General features: G+C 75.0%; 15 protein-coding genes. 3 read left to right on the forward strand and 12 right to left on the reverse strand.

Annotated elements, in window-relative coordinates:
- Positions 1-34 precede the first annotated feature (34 nt).
- The 3 genes from BLT39_RS06185 to BLT39_RS06195 are packed head-to-tail and all read left to right on the forward strand — an operon-like array spanning position 35 to position 2,524.
- Positions 35-364 carry a hypothetical protein gene (locus BLT39_RS06185; protein WP_091060542.1) on the forward strand — a complete coding sequence of 110 codons (330 nt, stop codon included), beginning with the start codon at positions 35-37 and terminating at the stop codon, positions 362-364.
- Positions 354-1,868, forward strand: coding sequence for a sensor histidine kinase (locus BLT39_RS06190; RefSeq protein WP_091060546.1), 1,515 nt, complete (start codon positions 354-356; stop codon positions 1,866-1,868). The genes BLT39_RS06185 and BLT39_RS06190 overlap by 11 nt, the downstream gene beginning before the upstream one ends.
- A gap of 8 nt (positions 1,869-1,876) precedes the next feature.
- Positions 1,877-2,524, forward strand: coding sequence for a response regulator transcription factor (locus tag BLT39_RS06195; protein WP_278246953.1), 648 nt, complete (start codon positions 1,877-1,879; stop codon positions 2,522-2,524).
- A 113-nt stretch (positions 2,525-2,637) separates the two neighbouring features.
- Here BLT39_RS06195 and BLT39_RS06200 read toward each other — a convergent pair whose 3' ends face one another.
- From BLT39_RS06200 to BLT39_RS06255, 12 genes are all read right to left on the reverse strand, one after another.
- A complete protein-coding gene (locus BLT39_RS06200; RefSeq protein WP_091060549.1) occupies positions 2,638-2,958 on the reverse strand; it encodes a hypothetical protein in 321 nt (106 codons plus the stop codon).
- Between the two features lie 91 nt (positions 2,959-3,049).
- On the reverse strand, positions 3,050-4,234 hold the full coding sequence (locus BLT39_RS06205; protein WP_131801418.1) for a protein kinase family protein: 1,185 nt from the start codon (positions 4,232-4,234) through the stop codon (positions 3,050-3,052).
- A gap of 142 nt (positions 4,235-4,376) precedes the next feature.
- Positions 4,377-5,330 (reverse strand): methyl-accepting chemotaxis protein, encoded by a 954-nt coding sequence (locus tag BLT39_RS22935; RefSeq protein WP_242658199.1) that lies wholly within the window; start codon positions 5,328-5,330, stop codon positions 4,377-4,379.
- Position 5,331: 1 nt separating this feature from the next.
- Positions 5,332-5,898, reverse strand: a complete 567-nt coding sequence (locus BLT39_RS06215) for a PAS domain-containing protein (protein ID WP_091060554.1) — start codon at positions 5,896-5,898, stop codon at positions 5,332-5,334.
- 75 nt (positions 5,899-5,973) lie between these two features.
- On the reverse strand, positions 5,974-7,260 hold the full coding sequence (locus BLT39_RS06220) for an MFS transporter (RefSeq protein WP_091060559.1): 1,287 nt from the start codon (positions 7,258-7,260) through the stop codon (positions 5,974-5,976).
- A gap of 44 nt (positions 7,261-7,304) precedes the next feature.
- On the reverse strand, positions 7,305-8,309 hold the full coding sequence (locus BLT39_RS06225; protein ID WP_091060563.1) for a sugar phosphate isomerase/epimerase family protein: 1,005 nt from the start codon (positions 8,307-8,309) through the stop codon (positions 7,305-7,307).
- Positions 8,309-9,484, reverse strand: coding sequence for a Gfo/Idh/MocA family protein (locus tag BLT39_RS06230; protein ID WP_091060567.1), 1,176 nt, complete (start codon positions 9,482-9,484; stop codon positions 8,309-8,311). Before BLT39_RS06230 ends, BLT39_RS06225 begins: the two co-directional genes overlap by 1 nt.
- Positions 9,485-9,550: 66 nt before the next feature.
- Positions 9,551-10,573 carry a substrate-binding domain-containing protein gene (locus BLT39_RS06235; protein WP_242658200.1) on the reverse strand — a complete coding sequence of 341 codons (1,023 nt, stop codon included), beginning with the start codon at positions 10,571-10,573 and terminating at the stop codon, positions 9,551-9,553.
- Between the two features lie 73 nt (positions 10,574-10,646).
- Complete coding sequence (locus BLT39_RS06240) at positions 10,647-11,747, reverse strand: ABC transporter permease (RefSeq protein ID WP_091060574.1); 1,101 nt, start codon at positions 11,745-11,747, stop codon at positions 10,647-10,649.
- A complete protein-coding gene (locus BLT39_RS06245; protein ID WP_242658201.1) occupies positions 11,744-13,279 on the reverse strand; it encodes a sugar ABC transporter ATP-binding protein in 1,536 nt (511 codons plus the stop codon). The genes BLT39_RS06240 and BLT39_RS06245 overlap by 4 nt, the downstream gene beginning before the upstream one ends.
- Positions 13,280-13,420: 141 nt before the next feature.
- Entirely contained in the window at positions 13,421-14,593 is a 1,173-nt protein-coding gene (locus BLT39_RS06250; protein WP_242658202.1) for an ROK family protein, read from the reverse strand.
- A gap of 41 nt (positions 14,594-14,634) precedes the next feature.
- Positions 14,635-15,591 (reverse strand): DUF389 domain-containing protein, encoded by a 957-nt coding sequence (locus tag BLT39_RS06255; protein WP_207507663.1) that lies wholly within the window; start codon positions 15,589-15,591, stop codon positions 14,635-14,637.
- Positions 15,592-15,605 lie beyond the last annotated feature (14 nt).

Genomic DNA, 15,605 nt, shown 5'->3' on the forward strand with positions numbered 1-15,605 from the left:
CGGGCGGCCACCGCGCGCCACGACGCTTGAGTCCGTGCGCCCCCGGTCCGCCCTGCTCGCGGTGCTCGCCGTGGTCGTGGCGGTCACCGTCGTGGTGCTGGGCTGGACGGCGCTGCGGCCGGCCGCCACCGGCGTCGGCGAGGTGCCCGCGCCGATCACGGTGCCGGTGCCCACCGCGGTGCCCTCGCCGTCCGCGCCGTCCGTCGTCCCGCCGACCGCGCCGCTGCCGGGCCCCACCGACGTCGTCCCCCCGGCCCCGCCCGAGGACGACGACGAGGACGACGACGACAGCGGGGACGACGGCCCGGACGACGACGGGGACACCGACGACCCCGACGACGTTGACGACGACGGTGAGGACTGACGCCCGCAGCCGGGGCCGGCGACGGTGGGCGCCCCGTGCTGCCCGCACCCGGATCATCGGCTGGGTCCTGCTGCTGGTGCTGCTCGCCCTCGCCGCGGTCGTGGTGGTGACCTGGCGGCTGCTCGTCGCCGCGACCGACGAGCGGATGGCCACCTCGCTGCAGGCCGAGGTGGCCGAGTTCCGCCGCCTGGTCGACACCGGCATCGACCCCCGCACCGGCGCCGCGTTCGGCTCGGTCGACGACGTGCTCTCGGCGGTGCTCACCTACAACCAGGCCCGGCCCAACGAGAAGTTCCTCGCCTACGTCGACGGCGCCTACCGCTACCAGAGCCGGGTGGAGGCGCCGGTGCGGCTGTCCGACGACGCCCGGTTCACCGCGCTGGTGGGGTCGGTGTCGGAGTCCCGATCGGGCAGCTACGCCTCGGGTGCCGGCGAGGTGCTCTACGTCGCCGTCCCCGTGTCGCTGGACGGCGCCCCGGGCAGCGGTGTCGTCGTCGCCGCGTTCTTCGCCGACCTCGAGCGCGAGGCCGCCGACTCCACCGCCCGGCTCATGCTCGTCGTCGGGGGGCTGACGTCGCTGGCCGCCGCCGGCGGCGCATGGGTGGTCGCCGGGCGGATCCTGCGCCCGGTCCGCGACGTGGCCGAGACCGCGCAGGGCATCACCGAGACCGACCTGTCGGGCCGCATCGAGGTCCCCGACGGCCCCGGCGACGAGCTCGCCGACCTGGCCCGCTCGGTCAACGCCATGCTCGACCGGGTCGAGACCGGGGTCGCCGCCCAGCGGCGGTTCCTCGACGACGCCGGCCACGAGCTGCGCACCCCGATCACCATCGTCCGCGGCCACCTCGAGGTGCTCGACCCCACCGACCCCGCCGACGTGCGGGACACCGTCGCGCTGGTCGACGACGAGCTGGACCGGATGAATCGCATCGTCGGCGAGCTGCTGCTGCTCGCCCGCGCCGAGCAGCCGGCGTTCGTCCGGCCGCACGCCGTCGACGTCGCGGCGCTCACCGCGGAGGTGGGCCGCAAGGTCGCCCGCCTCGGCGACCGCGACTGGGTGGTCGAGGAGACCGCCGAGCTGGACGCCGTGCTCGACCCGCAGCGGGTCACCCAGGCCGTGGTGGCGCTGGCCGACAACGCCGTGCACGTCACCGCCCCGGGCGACCGGGTCGTGCTGGGCAGCCGCCTCGTCGGGGACGAGCTGCGGTTCCGGGTGACCGACAGCGGCCCGGGGATCGACCCCGACGACCGGACCCGGCTGTTCGAGCGGTTCGCCCGCGGCCCCGCCGGGCGCGGCCGCAGCGAGGGCGCCGGACTGGGCCTGGCGATCGTGGCCGCCATCGCCGCGGCGCACGGCGGGCGGGTGGAACTGGACTCCGCGCCCGGCCGCGGCGCCACCTTCACCCTCGTGCTGCCCGCCCACCCCGCGCCGTCCGCCGACGGCACGGTCGACGACGCCTCGGCCACCGCCGAGGACCCGCACCCCGCTGGAGGCACCCCCTGAGCCGGATCCTGGTCGCCGAGGACGAGCCGCGCATCGCGTCGTTCGTGGAGAAGGGCCTGAAGGCCAACGGGTTCACCGTGACCGTCGTCGGCGACGGCCTGGCCGCCCGGGACGCCGCCCGCAGCGGCGAGCACGACCTCGTGGTGCTCGACACCGGGCTGCCGGTCCTGGACGGGTTCGCCGTGCTCAAGGCCCTGCGCGCCGAGCGGTGCACCATCCCGGTCGTCGTCCTCACCGCGCGGGACTCGGTCACCGACACCGTCGCCGGGCTCGAGGGCGGCGCCGACGACTACATGGCCAAGCCGTTCCGGTTCGAGGAGCTGCTGGCCCGGGTGCGGCTGCGGCTGGCACCCGACCGGTCCGGCGGCGAGCTGACCGTGCTCACCGCCGGCGACCTGTCGCTGGACCTGCGCACCCGCCGCGCCCACGTCGACGGCCGCACCGTGGACCTCTCGGCCCGGGAGTTCGCCCTCGCCGAGACCTTCCTGCGCCACCCCGGCCAGGTGCTGGCCCGCGAGCAGCTGCTCTCCCACGTCTGGGGCTACGACTTCGACCCCGGCTCCAACGTGGTGGACGTCTACGTGCGGTACCTGCGCCGCAAGCTGGGCGCCGCGCGGATCGAGACGGTGCGGGGGATGGGCTACCGCCTGGTCTGAGCCCGCCCCGCTCGTGATCTTGCGCGACGGCAACGGGGACACGCCGTGGGCCGGCGTGTCCCCGTTGCGGATCTGCACGGTCAACGCCCGGGGATGGTCCCGGGCGGGCGCGATCAGTCGTCGGGCGTGGTGTCGTCCGGGGTGTTGTCGTCCGGGGTCTGGGTGTCCGGCGTGGCGTCGTCCGGGGTCGCGTCGTCCGGGGTGGCGTCGTCGGGGGTCGCGTCGTCCGGGGTGGCGTCGTCGGGGGTGGCGTCGTCGGGGGTCTGGGTGTCCGGCGTGGCGTCGGGCGTGTCGTCCCCGGCGACGGCCTGGCTGCTGGACTGCTGGGTGGTCGGCGCGTCGTCGTCGGCCGCGGCGACGCCGACGCCGGCGATCCCCAGGCCGGTCAGGGCGACGCCGAAGGTGACGGTCTTCCAGGTGGCGGGGCGGTTCATCTCGGGTCCTCCTCGGTCGGGCTCATCTGCTGACGGGGACCACCATCCCCACGCCCGGTGAGGTGCCGAGGAGAGCTCGGTGAGCGCTCTCTCATCGGCCGGCGAGCAGGTCCTCGGCCAGCGCGAGCCGGGCCTCCGTCGCCTGCGGCCACGCCCGCCCCTGCACCCGGAACGGGCCGGTGGCCAGGCCCAGCACCACCGCGGCCACCCGGGGCGCCAGCTGCGCCGGGGGCCAGGGCAGCGCGGCGGTCAGCTCCCGCCGGTAGCCGTGCGCGCCCAGCACGGCCAGGTGGCCCAGCAGGTTCGCCAGGTCGTCGACCCGGTGCCCGGCACCTGCCCCGTCGACGTCGAGCAGGCCGCTGACCTGCCCGTCCGCCAGCAGCAGCTGCGCCTCGTACAGGTCACCGTGCACCGGCACGAGCGGGTGCCTGCCGGGGTCGGCCGCAGCCAGGGCGTCGGCCAGCGCGGACAGCCGGGGGCGCAGGTGCGGCACCACCAGGCCCAGCGCGGCGGCGTGCCCGGCGGCCCGCTCCAGCGGTCCGCGCACCGGCGGCAGCTCGGCCAGCGCGGCCGGCAGCCGGTCCAGCAGCTCGGTGAGGACGGCGGCCGACGGGCGCGTCCCCGGGTCGTCGAGGACGGCGCGCACCGGCGTCCCCGGGCGCTCGGCCAGCACCACCACGCCGTCGTCGTCCGCGGCCAGCACCTCGGGCACCGGCAGCCCGGCCAGCAGCCGGTGCCGCTGCACCAGCCCGTCGACCTCGGCCGGGCGGACCACCTTGACGAACCACCGCCCGCCCGGGGCCTGCACCTCCACCACCGCGCGCCGTCCGGGCCGGTAGGCACGCAGCCGCAGCCGGGCGCCCTGCGCGGGCGCGCCGAGCGCGGGCAGCCACGAGCGGACGGCCGTCGCCGACGTCGCCCGGGCCAGCGCCGGCAGCGCGGGGTCGTGCGGCCAGCGCCACAGCCCGACGTCGGTGCCGGCGCCGTCGGTGAGCACCGCGGCGCCGACCGGGATCCGGCTGCCGGTGGTGGCGGCGAGGGTGTCGGTGAGCGGGCGACCGGCGGCGTCGACCAGCTGCGCGGCGTACTGCACGGTGGCCGAGCCGTCGGCCCGCAGCGACACCGACGTCGCCCGCAGTGCGCGCAGCGACGCGCCCGAGGGCGCCAGCGCCGCCGTCCAGAGGTCGACGGCGGGTTCGCCGAGCAGCAGCCGCAGGGACGGCGGCCAGCGCTGGGCGAGGGCGGGACCGGCGGCGGGGGCGAGCAGCGAGGTCACCGCCCGACCCTGCGCCGGGGGCGTGACGCGCCGGTGAGCGCCGGATGAGGGATCCCTCATCCACCCGCCGCCCGGGGGTATCGGAAGCTCCACCCTGCCGATCGGGCCGGAAGAGAGGGGTGGAGCTCCCGATACCCGGGGGCTACTGGCGCATCGCCGCCAGGAAGCCGGTCATCTCCGAGCTGAGCTGCTCGGCCAGCCGCGACAGCCCCGTCTGGTCGGCCCCCGCCAGGGACGCCGAACCGTCGACGGCGGCCGCGATGCCCTCGACCAGCCCGGTCATGGCCAGCACGGTGTCCCCGACCGAGCTCATCACCGCGGCCACGTCGTCGCAGGAGGCCTGGATGGCCGCGACCTGCTCGGTGACCTTCTCGGTGGCCCGGCCGGTCTGGTCGGCCAGGTCCTTGACCTCGCTGGCCACCACGGCGAAGCCGCGGCCCGCCTCGCCGGCGCGGGCCGCCTCGATGGTCGCGTTGAGGGCCAGCAGGCGGGTCTGCCCGGCGACGCTCTCGATCAGCGCGATGACCTGCGCGATCTCGTGCGAGGACCGGGTGAGGGAGTTGATGGTGCCGCGGGCGGCGTCCACCTCGGTGCTGGCCGCCCCGGCCGCGCCGGTCAGCCCGGCCGCGGTGGCCGACAGCTCGGTGGCGGCGGTGGCCACGCCCTCCGACGTCGAGAGCACGACCGACTCGAACTCGTCGGCCAGCTCCAGCCGGGAGGCCGCGGCGGCGTCGACCCGGCCCGCGGAGGCCTTCATCGCGTCGCGGGCGTCGTTGATGGTGGCGGCGCTGCGGCGGAACGAGCCGGGCAGGCCGGTGAGCAGCACCTTGCGGTGGTAGCGGCCCTCCGAGGCCGAGGTCAGCGACGCGCTGGCCTCGCGGACGAAGGCGTCGGAGACGTCGAGGACCCGGTTGACCTCGTCGCGCAGCGCGACCAGCTCGGGGACGTCGGCGGAGCCGGGCACGGGGACGGCGCGGGCCTCGAGGTCACCGCGGGCGGCCGCGGCCAGGTCCTGGGTCAGCTGGCGCACGAAGGCGCGGTAGACGGCGATCTCGGCGGCGTCGGAGGACGACCCGCCACGGGACAGCAGGGACACGTCAGTTCTCCTCGGCGCCGATGATCGACCAGATGAGGTCCTCGTAGCTGGCGGCGCGCTCGGCCACCAGCCGGGTGAGCAGCTCGGAGGAGGCGGCCACGGCCGCGCGGGCGGTGGGGTGACGGCGCTCCTCGTCCAGCAGCGCGGTGTACAGCGGCCGCACCTGGGCCAGCGCGCCGGGGGAGGGACGGCGGCGGTTGGAGTGGTAGCCCACGATCTGCCCGCGCTCGTCGAAGGAGGGCGTGACGTGCGCCAGGACCCAGTAGTTCGCGCCGTCCTTGGCCAGGTTGTTGATGTAGGCGAACAGCTCCTGGCCGGCGGAGATGGTGTCCCACAGCAGCGCGAACACCGCCCGCGGCATGTCGGGGTGCCGGATGAGGTTGTGCGGCTGGCCCAGGACCTCGTCGAGGGCGTAGGCGCCCACGCGGCAGAACACGTCGTTGGCGTAGGTGATGACGCCGCGGCGGTCGGTCTTGGAGACGATCAGCTCGTCGGCGCCGAAGCTGCGCTCGACGCCGGTCGGTCGTACGGGGGTCCGGCCGCGGGCCGGGGCCTCCAGCGTGGTCATGGGCGTCCGTCTCGTCTCGGGGGGAGTCGCCTCCGTCTTCGGACGGACTGGTTCCGAGTTGAGCCGGGCCGCCGGTCAGCCGCGGTCGACGACGACCGGGGGCTCGGCGCCGGCGGCCTCCACCACGGGGGACCCGTCGGCCGGGCCGGTCAGCCCGGGCACCTCGTCGTCCACCTGGCGGGGTGCGCAGACCAGCCACCCGGTGACGAACAGCCCGGCGACCCCGGCGTAGACCAGCACGAACATGCCGGTGTACCCGCCGGTCCAGCCGCGCAGCAGGCCCACCAGCACCGGCCCGGCCGCCGACAGCGCGTAGCCCCAGCCCTGCACGACCGTCGACAGCGCGTTCACCGTCTCCGGCGTCCGGGCCCGCATGCCCAGCAGCGCGAGCACCATCGCGAAGGTGCCCATGCCGCAGCCCAGCAGCGACATCCACAGCCAGGTCAGGGTGAGCGGCGCGAGCAGCAGGCCGGTCCAGCCGGCGAGGTAGCAGGCCATGAACGCGACCAGCATCGGCCGCTGCCAGGCCTGCCGGACCGTGCCCACCGGCACCAGGGCGTTGAGCGGGATGACGATCAGCGCGTTGACGCCGACCAGCGCGCCGGCCGCCGCGGCGGACATGCCCTCGTCGCGCAGGTACTGCGCCGTCCAGCCGACGATCACGTAGGCCTGCATCGCCTGCAGGCCGAAGAACACCGCCAGCTGCCAGGCCAGCGAGCTGCGCACCAGCGCGCGCAGCCGCACCGCCCGGGCCGGCCCGCCGGACCCGCCCGCCCGCTTCGGCACGGCCAGCCACGGCAGCACCGCGAGGACGGCGAACACCGCCCACACCCCCAGCGCCCAGCGCCACCCGTCGGCGCCCACGGCGGCCGCGACCGGCGCGGTCGAGACGCTGGCGACCGCACCGCCGATCGCCATGGCCGTGCTGTAGGCGCCGACCAGCAGGCCGGTGCGGCCGGGGAACCAGTGCTTGACGATGCCCGGCAGCAGCACGTTGCCCAGCGCCCCGCCGACCATCGTGCCCACCGTGCCGAGCAGGAACAGCCAGAACGAGGGCGCCGCGGCCCGGCCGAGCACGCCGAGCGCCATCACCACCAGCGCGGCGGCCAGCACGTGGCCGTCGCGGAACCGGGCGGCCAGCGGCGGGCCGGCGAACCCGATCGCGGCGAAGCACAGCAGCGGCATCGTGGTGATCAGCCCGGCGGCACCGGAGGAGATGCCCAGGCCCTGCTCGATCTCCTGCAGCACCGGCCCGATGCTGTTGACCGCCGTCCGCAGGTTGAACCCGGTGAGCACGACGGCGACCGCGACGAGCGCCAGCCCCCGTCGGGTCGATCCGGCGGGGGCTGGCGCAGTGGTCACGGGGGTCCATGCTCCACCCGGGCGGAGGGCCCGGGCGGGGCGGGTCAGCTGCGGGAGAAGGCCGCGTCGAAGGCCGCGGACGGCGGGTCGAAGGCCAGCGAGCGGACGAAGGCCAGCGCCTCGGGGGCGCCGACCAGGCGGTCCATGCCGGCGTCCTCCCACTCCACCGAGATCGGGCCGTCGTAGCCGATCGTGTTGAGCATCCGGAAGCAGGCCTCCCACGGGACGTCGCCGTGCCCGGTGGAGACGAAGTCCCAGCCGCGGCGCGGGTCGGCCCAGGGCAGGTGGGAGCCCATCCGGCCGTTGCGGCCGTTGCCGACCTGCTTCTTCGCGTCCTTGCAGTCCACGTGGTAGATCCGGTCCTTGAAGTCCCAGAGGAACCCGACCGGGTCCAGGTCCTGCCAGACGAAGTGCGACGGGTCCCAGTTCAGCCCGAACGCCTCGCGGTGCCCGATGGCCTCCAGCGTGGCCACCGTCGTCCAGTAGTCGTAGGCGATCTCGGACGGGTGCACCTCGTGGGCGAACCGGACTCCGGCGGCGTCGAACTCGTCCAGGATCGGGTTCCACCGGTCGGCGAAGTCCTGGTAGCCCGCGGCCACCATCGACTCGGGCACCGGCGGGAACATGGCCACGGTCTTCCAGATCGAGGACCCGGTGAACCCGACGACGGTGGAGACGCCGAGGGCCTTCGCGGCGTGCGCGGTGGCCTTCATCTCCTCCGCGGCGCGGCGGCGCACGCCCTCGGGGTCGCCGTCGCCCCACACCCGCGGGTCGACCATGTTCTGGTGCCGGGCGTCGATCGGGTCGTCGCAGACCGCCTGGCCGTTGAGGTGGTTGGAGATGGTCCAGACCTGCAGGCCGTGCTGCTCGAGCAGGTCCTTCTTGCCCTTGAGGTACGCGTCGTCCTCGGTGGCGCGGACGACGTCGAGGTGGTCGCCCCAGCAGGCGATCTCCAGGCCGTCGTAGCCCCACCCGGAGGCCAGCCGGCACACCTCCTCGAAGGGCAGGTCGGCCCACTGGCCGGTGAACAGGGTGACCGGACGTGGCATCAGAAGGCTCCTGGGATCGGGGTGTAGGTGGAGTTGTCGGCCGCGCTGCGGGTCACCGCGTCCAGCACGCGCTGCACGGCCAGGCCGTCGGCGAAGGAGGGCGTGGGCTGCACACCCTCGGCCAGCGCGTGCACGAGGTCGACGACCTGGTGGGTGAAGCCGTGCTCGTAGCCCAGCCCGTGCCCGGCGGGCCACCAGTGGCCGACGTAGGGGTGGCCGGGCTCGGTGACCACGATCCGCCGGAAGCCGGCGGTCTCGTCGGGGTCGGCGCCGTCGAAGAAGTGCAGGGTGTTCATGTCCTCGAAGTCGAACGCCAGGCTGCCGGCCGACCCGTTGACCTCGATCCGGATGGCGTTCTTGCGGCCCAGGGCGAACCGGGTGGCCTCGAAGGTGGCCAGCGCCCCGCCGGAGAAGCGGGCCAGGAACAGCGCGGCGTCGTCCACGGACACCGTGCCGGTGCCTTCGCCGGCGGTGCCGGACAACGACCCGGCGGAGGAGGGCAGCGGGCGCTCCTTGACGAACGTCTCCAGGGTCGCGGCGACCCCGGTGATCTGCTCGCCGAGGATGTGCTGGGTCAGGTCGACCACGTGCGCGCCGATGTCGCCCAGCGCGCCGGAGCCGGCCTTGTCCGCCTCCAGCCGCCAGGACATCGGGGCCTGCGGGTCGGCGATCCAGTCCTGCAGGTAGGCCGCGCGGACGTGCCGGACCTGCCCGATGCGGCCCTGCTCGACCAGCTGGCGCGCCAGCGCGATCGCCGGCACCCGGCGGTAGGTGAACCCCACCATCGCGAACACGCCCCGCTCCGCGGCCCGGGCCGCCGCGTCCGCCATCGCCTGCGCCTCGGCGACCGAGTTGGCCAGCGGCTTCTCGCACAGCACGTGCTTGCCGGCCTCGAGCGCGGCGATCGCGATCTCGGCGTGGGTGTCGCCGGGGGTGCAGACGTCGACGAGGTCCACGTCGTCCCGGGCAATCACCTCCCGCCAGTCGGAGGCGCTGTCGGCCCAGCCGAGCCGGTCGGCGGCCGCGGCGGCGCGGTCGGCGTCCCGGCCGACGACGACGGCCAGCTCGGGGGTCAGGGGGAGGTCGAAGAAGCGGGGTGCGGTGCGCCAGGCGTGCGAGTGGGCGGCGCCCATGAACGCGTGGCCGACCATCGCGACCCGGAGTGGGGTGGTCATGCGGGTCCTCCTGGGGTGGGCCGGGGCCGCGCTCGCGCGCGGCCCCGGCGGTCGATCAGGGCTCGATCAGGACTCGAAGGCGCTGTCGATGTACTGGTCGACGTTGTCCGCGGTCACGACGGGTGCCGACAGCTTGATCTCGCGGGGCACCTCGACGTCGGTCAGGTCGGACAGGCCCTTGTCCTGGGCGAGCAGGCGGGCCAGCCGGACGCCGTCCGCGGCCTGGCTGGCCGGGTAGATGACGGTGGCCTGCAGGACCGAGTCGCCGGCCTGGATGCTGCGCATGGCGTTGGCCGAGCCGGCGCCGCCGACCATGAAGAACTCGTCGCGGCCGGCGTTGGTGATGGCGGCCAGGACGCCGATGCCCTGGTCGTCGTCGTGGTTCCAGATGGCGTCGATCTGCGGGGCGGCCTGCAGCAGGTTGGCGGTGACCTCCTCGCCGGACTCCACGGTGAACTCCGCGGCGACCCGGTTGTCGACGTCCAGGCCGCACTCGGCGAGGGCGTCGGAGAAGCCCTGGCTGCGCTCCTGGGTCAGCGGCAGGGAGTCGATGCCGGCGACCTCGGCGACCACCGCGTCGGGCTTGTCGCCCAGCTGGGAGCAGATGTACTGCCCGGCGGAGATGCCCATGCCGTAGTTGTCGCCCAGCACGGTGACGCGGGCGGCGTTGGGGTCGTCGAACTCGCGGTCGACGTTGATGACCGGGATGCCGGCCTGCATGGCCTCCAGCGCGATCGGGGTCATCGCCGCGCCGTCGAAGGGCAGCAGGACGATGGCGTCGACGCCGTCGTTGATGAAGGTCTCGACCTGGCTGATCTGGGCGTTGACGTCGTTGGTGCCCTCGGCGACGCGCAGCTCGACGTCGGAGTACCGGTCGGCCTCGGCCTGGGCAGCCGCGGTGATCTGGGCCATCCAGCCGTGGTCGGCCGCGGGGGCGGAGAACCCGATGACGACGGTGTCGCCCGGGTCGTCGTTCGAGCTGGCGGCGTTGTTGCCGCCGCCGCTGCCGGAGGAGCTGGCCTCGGGGGTGTTGCCGGTGCAGCCGGTGACCAGGGCAGCGGCGCCGACGACGGCGACGGTGGTGGTCAACAGGCGACGGTGCCGTGCGGACATGCGGGTTCTCCTTGAGGTGGTGGTGCGGGGAGGTCGGGGTGCGGGGGGATCAGGGGGCGGGGACGCCGGGGCTGGCGCCGGCGGGGGCGCCCTCCGCGGCGGTCGGCGGCACGGCCCTCGGCGAGCGGCGCTGGCGGCGGCCGGCGGCGACCCGCTGCTGCAGCAGGACGGCGGCGACGATGATCACGCCCTTGGCGACGGCCTGGGCGGAGCTGGACAGGTTGTTCAGCGTGAAGACGTTGCTCAGCGACGTGAAGATCAGCACGCCGAGGACGGTGCCGACGATCGTGCCGCGCCCGCCGACGAGCAGCGTGCCGCCGATGACCACCGCGGCGATGGCGTCCAGCTCCAGCAGCGTGCCGTGGGTGGAGCTGCCGGTCGTGGTGCGGGCCATGAGCATGACCGCGGCGATGCCGCAGGTGACGCCCGAGAGCACGTAGAGGGCGACGGTGTGCCGCTGCACCCGGATGCCGGCCAGCCGTGCGGCCTCGGCGTTGCCGCCGACGGCGAAGGTGCGCCGGCCGAACGTCGTCCGGTTGAGCAGCACCCAGCCCAGCGCCGCGACGACCGCGAACATCCAGACCAGGGTCGGCACACCCAGCGGCGAGCCGGAGAAGAACCGGAGGAAGTCCTGGTCCTGGACGATCTGGGTGCGCCGGTTGGCGATGATCTCGGCCAGGCCGCGGGCCGCGGCGAGCATGGCCAGGGTGGCGATGAAGGCCACGAGCTTGCCGTAGGCGATGACCACGCCGTTGACCAGACCGGCCACCGCGCCGACCAGCAGGGCGGTGCCGACCATGACGACCCAGTGCACGTCGGCGGCCAGGGCCTGCGTGGCGAGCGTGGTGGCCCAGACCGAGGACAGCGCGACCAGCGCGCCCACGGACAGGTCGATGCCGCCGCCGATGATCACGAAGGTCATGCCGACGCTGACCACGCCGGTGACCGCGGCCAGCCGCAGGATGGTCAGCAGGTTGTCGGTGCTGGCGAACCGGTCGCCGGCGGTGGCGATGCCGACGACGCAGAGGATCAGCAGGGCGATGACCAGGCCCGCGTTCCGGCCGGCCGGGCCGGACAGGAAGCCGGCCGCGGCGGGGCGCCGGGTCGCGGTGGACGTCGTCGGGGGTGCCTGGGTGGTGGGGGTGCTCATGCCGCGTCGTCCTCGCTGTGGGTGGGGGTGCCCTGCATGACCAGGTCGAGGACCTGGTGCTCGTCCAGTGCGCCGGCCGGCTCGTCGGCCAGCACGCGGCCCTCGGCCAGCACGAGGACCCGGTCGGCCAGACCGAGGACCTCGGGGATCTCGCTGCTGACGACGACCACGGCGACACCGCGGTCGGCCAGCGCGCGGACCAGCGCGTAGATCTCCGACCGGGCGCCGACGTCGACGCCGCGGGTGGGCTCGTCCAGCAGCAGCACCCGGCAGTCGCGCAGCAGCCAGCGGGCCAGCACGACCTTCTGCTGGTTGCCACCCGACAGCGTGCGCACCTCGCGGTCCACGTCGACCGGCCGCAGGTCCAGCGCCTCGGTCTGCGCGCGGGCGGCGGCCTTCTCCCCGCGGACGGAGAGGAACCCGCCGCGGGCGAACCGGGCCAGGCTGGAGAGGGTGATGTTGCGGTAGATCGGGTCGCCCAGCAGCAGGGCCTGGCTCTTGCGCTCCTCGGGGGCCAGGCCGACGCCGGCGGCGACCGCGGCGGCGACGTCCCCCGGGCGCAGCCGCTCGCCCCCGACCCGCACCTGGCCGCTGGTGGGCCGGCGCGCGCCGTAGACCGCCTCGAGCACCTCGGAGCGGCCCGACCCGACCAGCCCGGCCAGCCCGAGGATCTCCCCGGGGGCGACGGTGAAGGAGACGTCGGCGACGTGACCGGGCACCGTGATGTGCTCGACCTCCAGCAGCGGCTCCGCGGCGGGGGCCGGCCGGTCCTCGCGGCCGGGGAAGACGTACTCGATGCTGCGGCCGGTCATCAGCGCGATGACGTCGCGGGTGGGGGTGTCGCGCGCGGGCAGCCCGGTGGCCACGGTGCGGCCGTCCTTGATGACGGTGATCCGGTCGCCGATGCGGCGGATCTCCTCCAGCCGGTGGGAGATGTAGACGACGGCCACGCCGTCGGCGGTGAGGTCGCGGACGACGTCGAAGAGCCGCTCGACCTCCTCGTTGTCCAGCACGGCGGAGGGCTCGTCCATGACGATCAGCCGGGCGTCCTGGGACAGCGCGCGGGCCATGCTGACCATCTGCTGGCTGGCGGCCGACAGCGCGCCCACCTCGGTGCCGGGCCGGATCTCGGGGTGGCCCAGCCGCTCCAGCAGCGCGGTGGTGGCCCGGTGCGCCGAGGCCGGCCGGGACAGGCCGAAGCGGGAGCGCTCGCGGCCCAGGAAGACGTTGTCGGCCACGGACAGCCCCGCCACCAGGTCCAGCTCCTGGTAGATGGTGGCGATGCCGAGCTTCATGGCCGCCTGCGGGTCGGTGAGCCGCACGGCCTCGCCGTCCCAGCGGATCTCGCCCTCGTCGGGCTGGTGCGCCCCGGCCAGGACCTTGATCAGCGTGGACTTGCCGGCGCCGTTCTGGCCGAGCAGGCAGTGCACCTCGCCGGCCCGGACGTCGAGGTCCACGCCGCCGAGCGCGCGCACCCCGGGGAAGGTCTTGACGATCCCCTGCATCTGCAGGAGGACCTGGTTGTCGCGCACCACGCCGCTGCCCCTCGTCGGGCCGACCGTTGCACTTATGCGCAATGGTGAGCGTTAGTCCGCTCAGCGAGAACCTATGGGCGGCGCACAGCTGTGGTCAAGGTCTCGACGTGGCGTTACCGAAACGAGATTGGCTACGGGTCAGGACAGGGCGACGCGGACGCCGTCGTCGTCCAGGCAGGCCTCCACGGCCATCAGCGCGGCGCCGACCCGGCCGGACAGCTCGGGGGCCGCGCTGAGCTCGACGGCCAGCGTGCGGGCGGCCAGCGGCATCGCCCGGGCGTAGACCGACTCGCGGATCCCCGACAGCAGCGGCAGCCCGGCGTGGGCCACCCCGCCGGTGACGACGATCCGGTGCGGGTTGAAGAAGTTGACCAGGGCGGCCAGCACCGTGCCGATGGTGCGGCCGGCCTGGCGGACGAGCTCCAGCGCGGGTCCATCGCCCCGGGCGGCCAGGCCGACGACGTCGCGGGTGGAGCTGACCGGCAGCCCCGCGGCGAGGGCGTCGCGCAGCAGCGACGCGCCGCTGGCCAGCGCCTCCAGGCAGTTGGTGTTGCCGCAGCGGCACAGCACGGTGCGCCCGTCGGGCGCGGGCACGTGGATGTGCCCGATGTCGCCGGCGCTGCCCTGGGCGCCGCGGTAGACCCGGCCCTCGACCACCACGCCGCAGCCCACGCCGGTGCCGACCTTGACCACCAGGACGTCGAGGTCAGAGCCGGTCACACCCATCTCGCCCAGCGCCATCACGTTGACGTCGTTGTCGACGACCACCGGCACCGGCCACCGGGCGAACGCCTCGGGGATGGGGTGGTCGTGCCAGCCGGGCATGATCGGCGGGTGGGAGGGCCGGCCGGTCGAGAACTCCACCGGCCCGGGGACGCCCACCCCCACCGCGCGGACGTCGGCGTCGGACAGCCCGGCCGCGGCCAGCACCTCCGCGCCCAGCCGGACGGCCTCGCCGAGCACCGCCCGCGGCCCCTCGGCGATGTCGATCGGGTGGCCGGCGGTGGCCAGCACCCGGGCCGAGAGGTCGGTGACGGCGACGTCGACGCTGGTCACGCCGAGGTCCACGGCCAGCACGCAGCCGGCGCGGCTGTTGAACTGCAGCAGGGTCGGCGGCCGGCCGCCGGTGCTGTCCCCGCGCCCGCCCTCCAGCAGCAGGTCGGCGCCGATGAGCTGGTCGACGCGGCTGCTGATGGTGTTGCGCGAGGCACCGGTCAGCGCGGCCAGCTCGGCCCGGCTGCTGGCCCGACCGGCGCGCACGTGCTGCAGCAGCGCGGCCGGCGAGGCGGAGACCGACGGCTGCTGGACCACGCGCGACATGGTGGCACGGCCCCGCCGGGGGACCGCGGCGCTCAGCCCGCCTCGCCGAGGCCGCGGGGGACCGCCCGGGGCACCCGGCGCCACAGCGCCTTGAGCACGAGCAGGGTCAGCACCGCGGCCAGCATGATGCCGACGACGTTGATGCCCAGCTGCAGCACCGAGCGGGCGGCGTCGCTCCAGTCGCCGAACGCGATGCCCAGCGCGAGGGCGGCGACCGCCGGCACCGTGGTCACCGAGATGAAGACGCCGACCAGGCTGGCGGACTTCGAGCTGGTGAGGGCGAGCATGCCGGCCACCCCGGCGATGAAGGCCACCGGGAAGGACCACCGGTCGGGCCGGGTGATGAACCCGGTGGCCGGCCGCTCGGCGAGCAGGTCGGACACGTCGGCCCAGCCCCACCAGCGCAGCAGCAGCGCGAAGCCGACGGTCAGCACGGTGGCGACCGCGAACCCCACGCCGAGCGAGGCCAGCGAGTGCCGGATGACCTCCCGGTCGCGGTGCACCAGCCCCAGCGCGATGCCGGCCAGCGGGCTGAACTCCGGGCCCATGACCATGCCGCCGATGAGCAGCACCGCGGAGTCGGTGATGATCGCCAGCGCGGCCAGCAGGCAGGCGATGGTGAGGAAGGCGCAGAAGGTCCAGGTCAGCCGGGACTCCTCGTCGGCGGTGGAGACCACTTGGTCCCACACCACCGCGTCCGCGCCGTCCCCCGGGGCCTCCTGCTCGGCGCGGTCGGAGGCCGCCGACAGCGAGGTGTCCACCGACTCGATGGCGATGCCGCCGTCCTGGTCCACCCCGTGCAGCTGCAGCTCGTCGACGAGGTGGTCGACCGACTCCCGGGCCACGTCGCACATCACCAGGTCACCGGCCGGGCGGCGGACCGCACCCGGCAGGTGCACCAGGTGGGTCACCCCGGGGTGGTCGTCGAGCAGGGCGTGGACCTCGTCGGCCCGGTCGGCCGGGACGGTGATCCGCAGATGCAGCAGCACACCGTGATCCTGCC

It is taken from the genome of Klenkia brasiliensis (assembly GCF_900100695.1).
Taxonomy (GTDB): domain Bacteria; phylum Actinomycetota; class Actinomycetes; order Mycobacteriales; family Geodermatophilaceae; genus Klenkia; species Klenkia brasiliensis.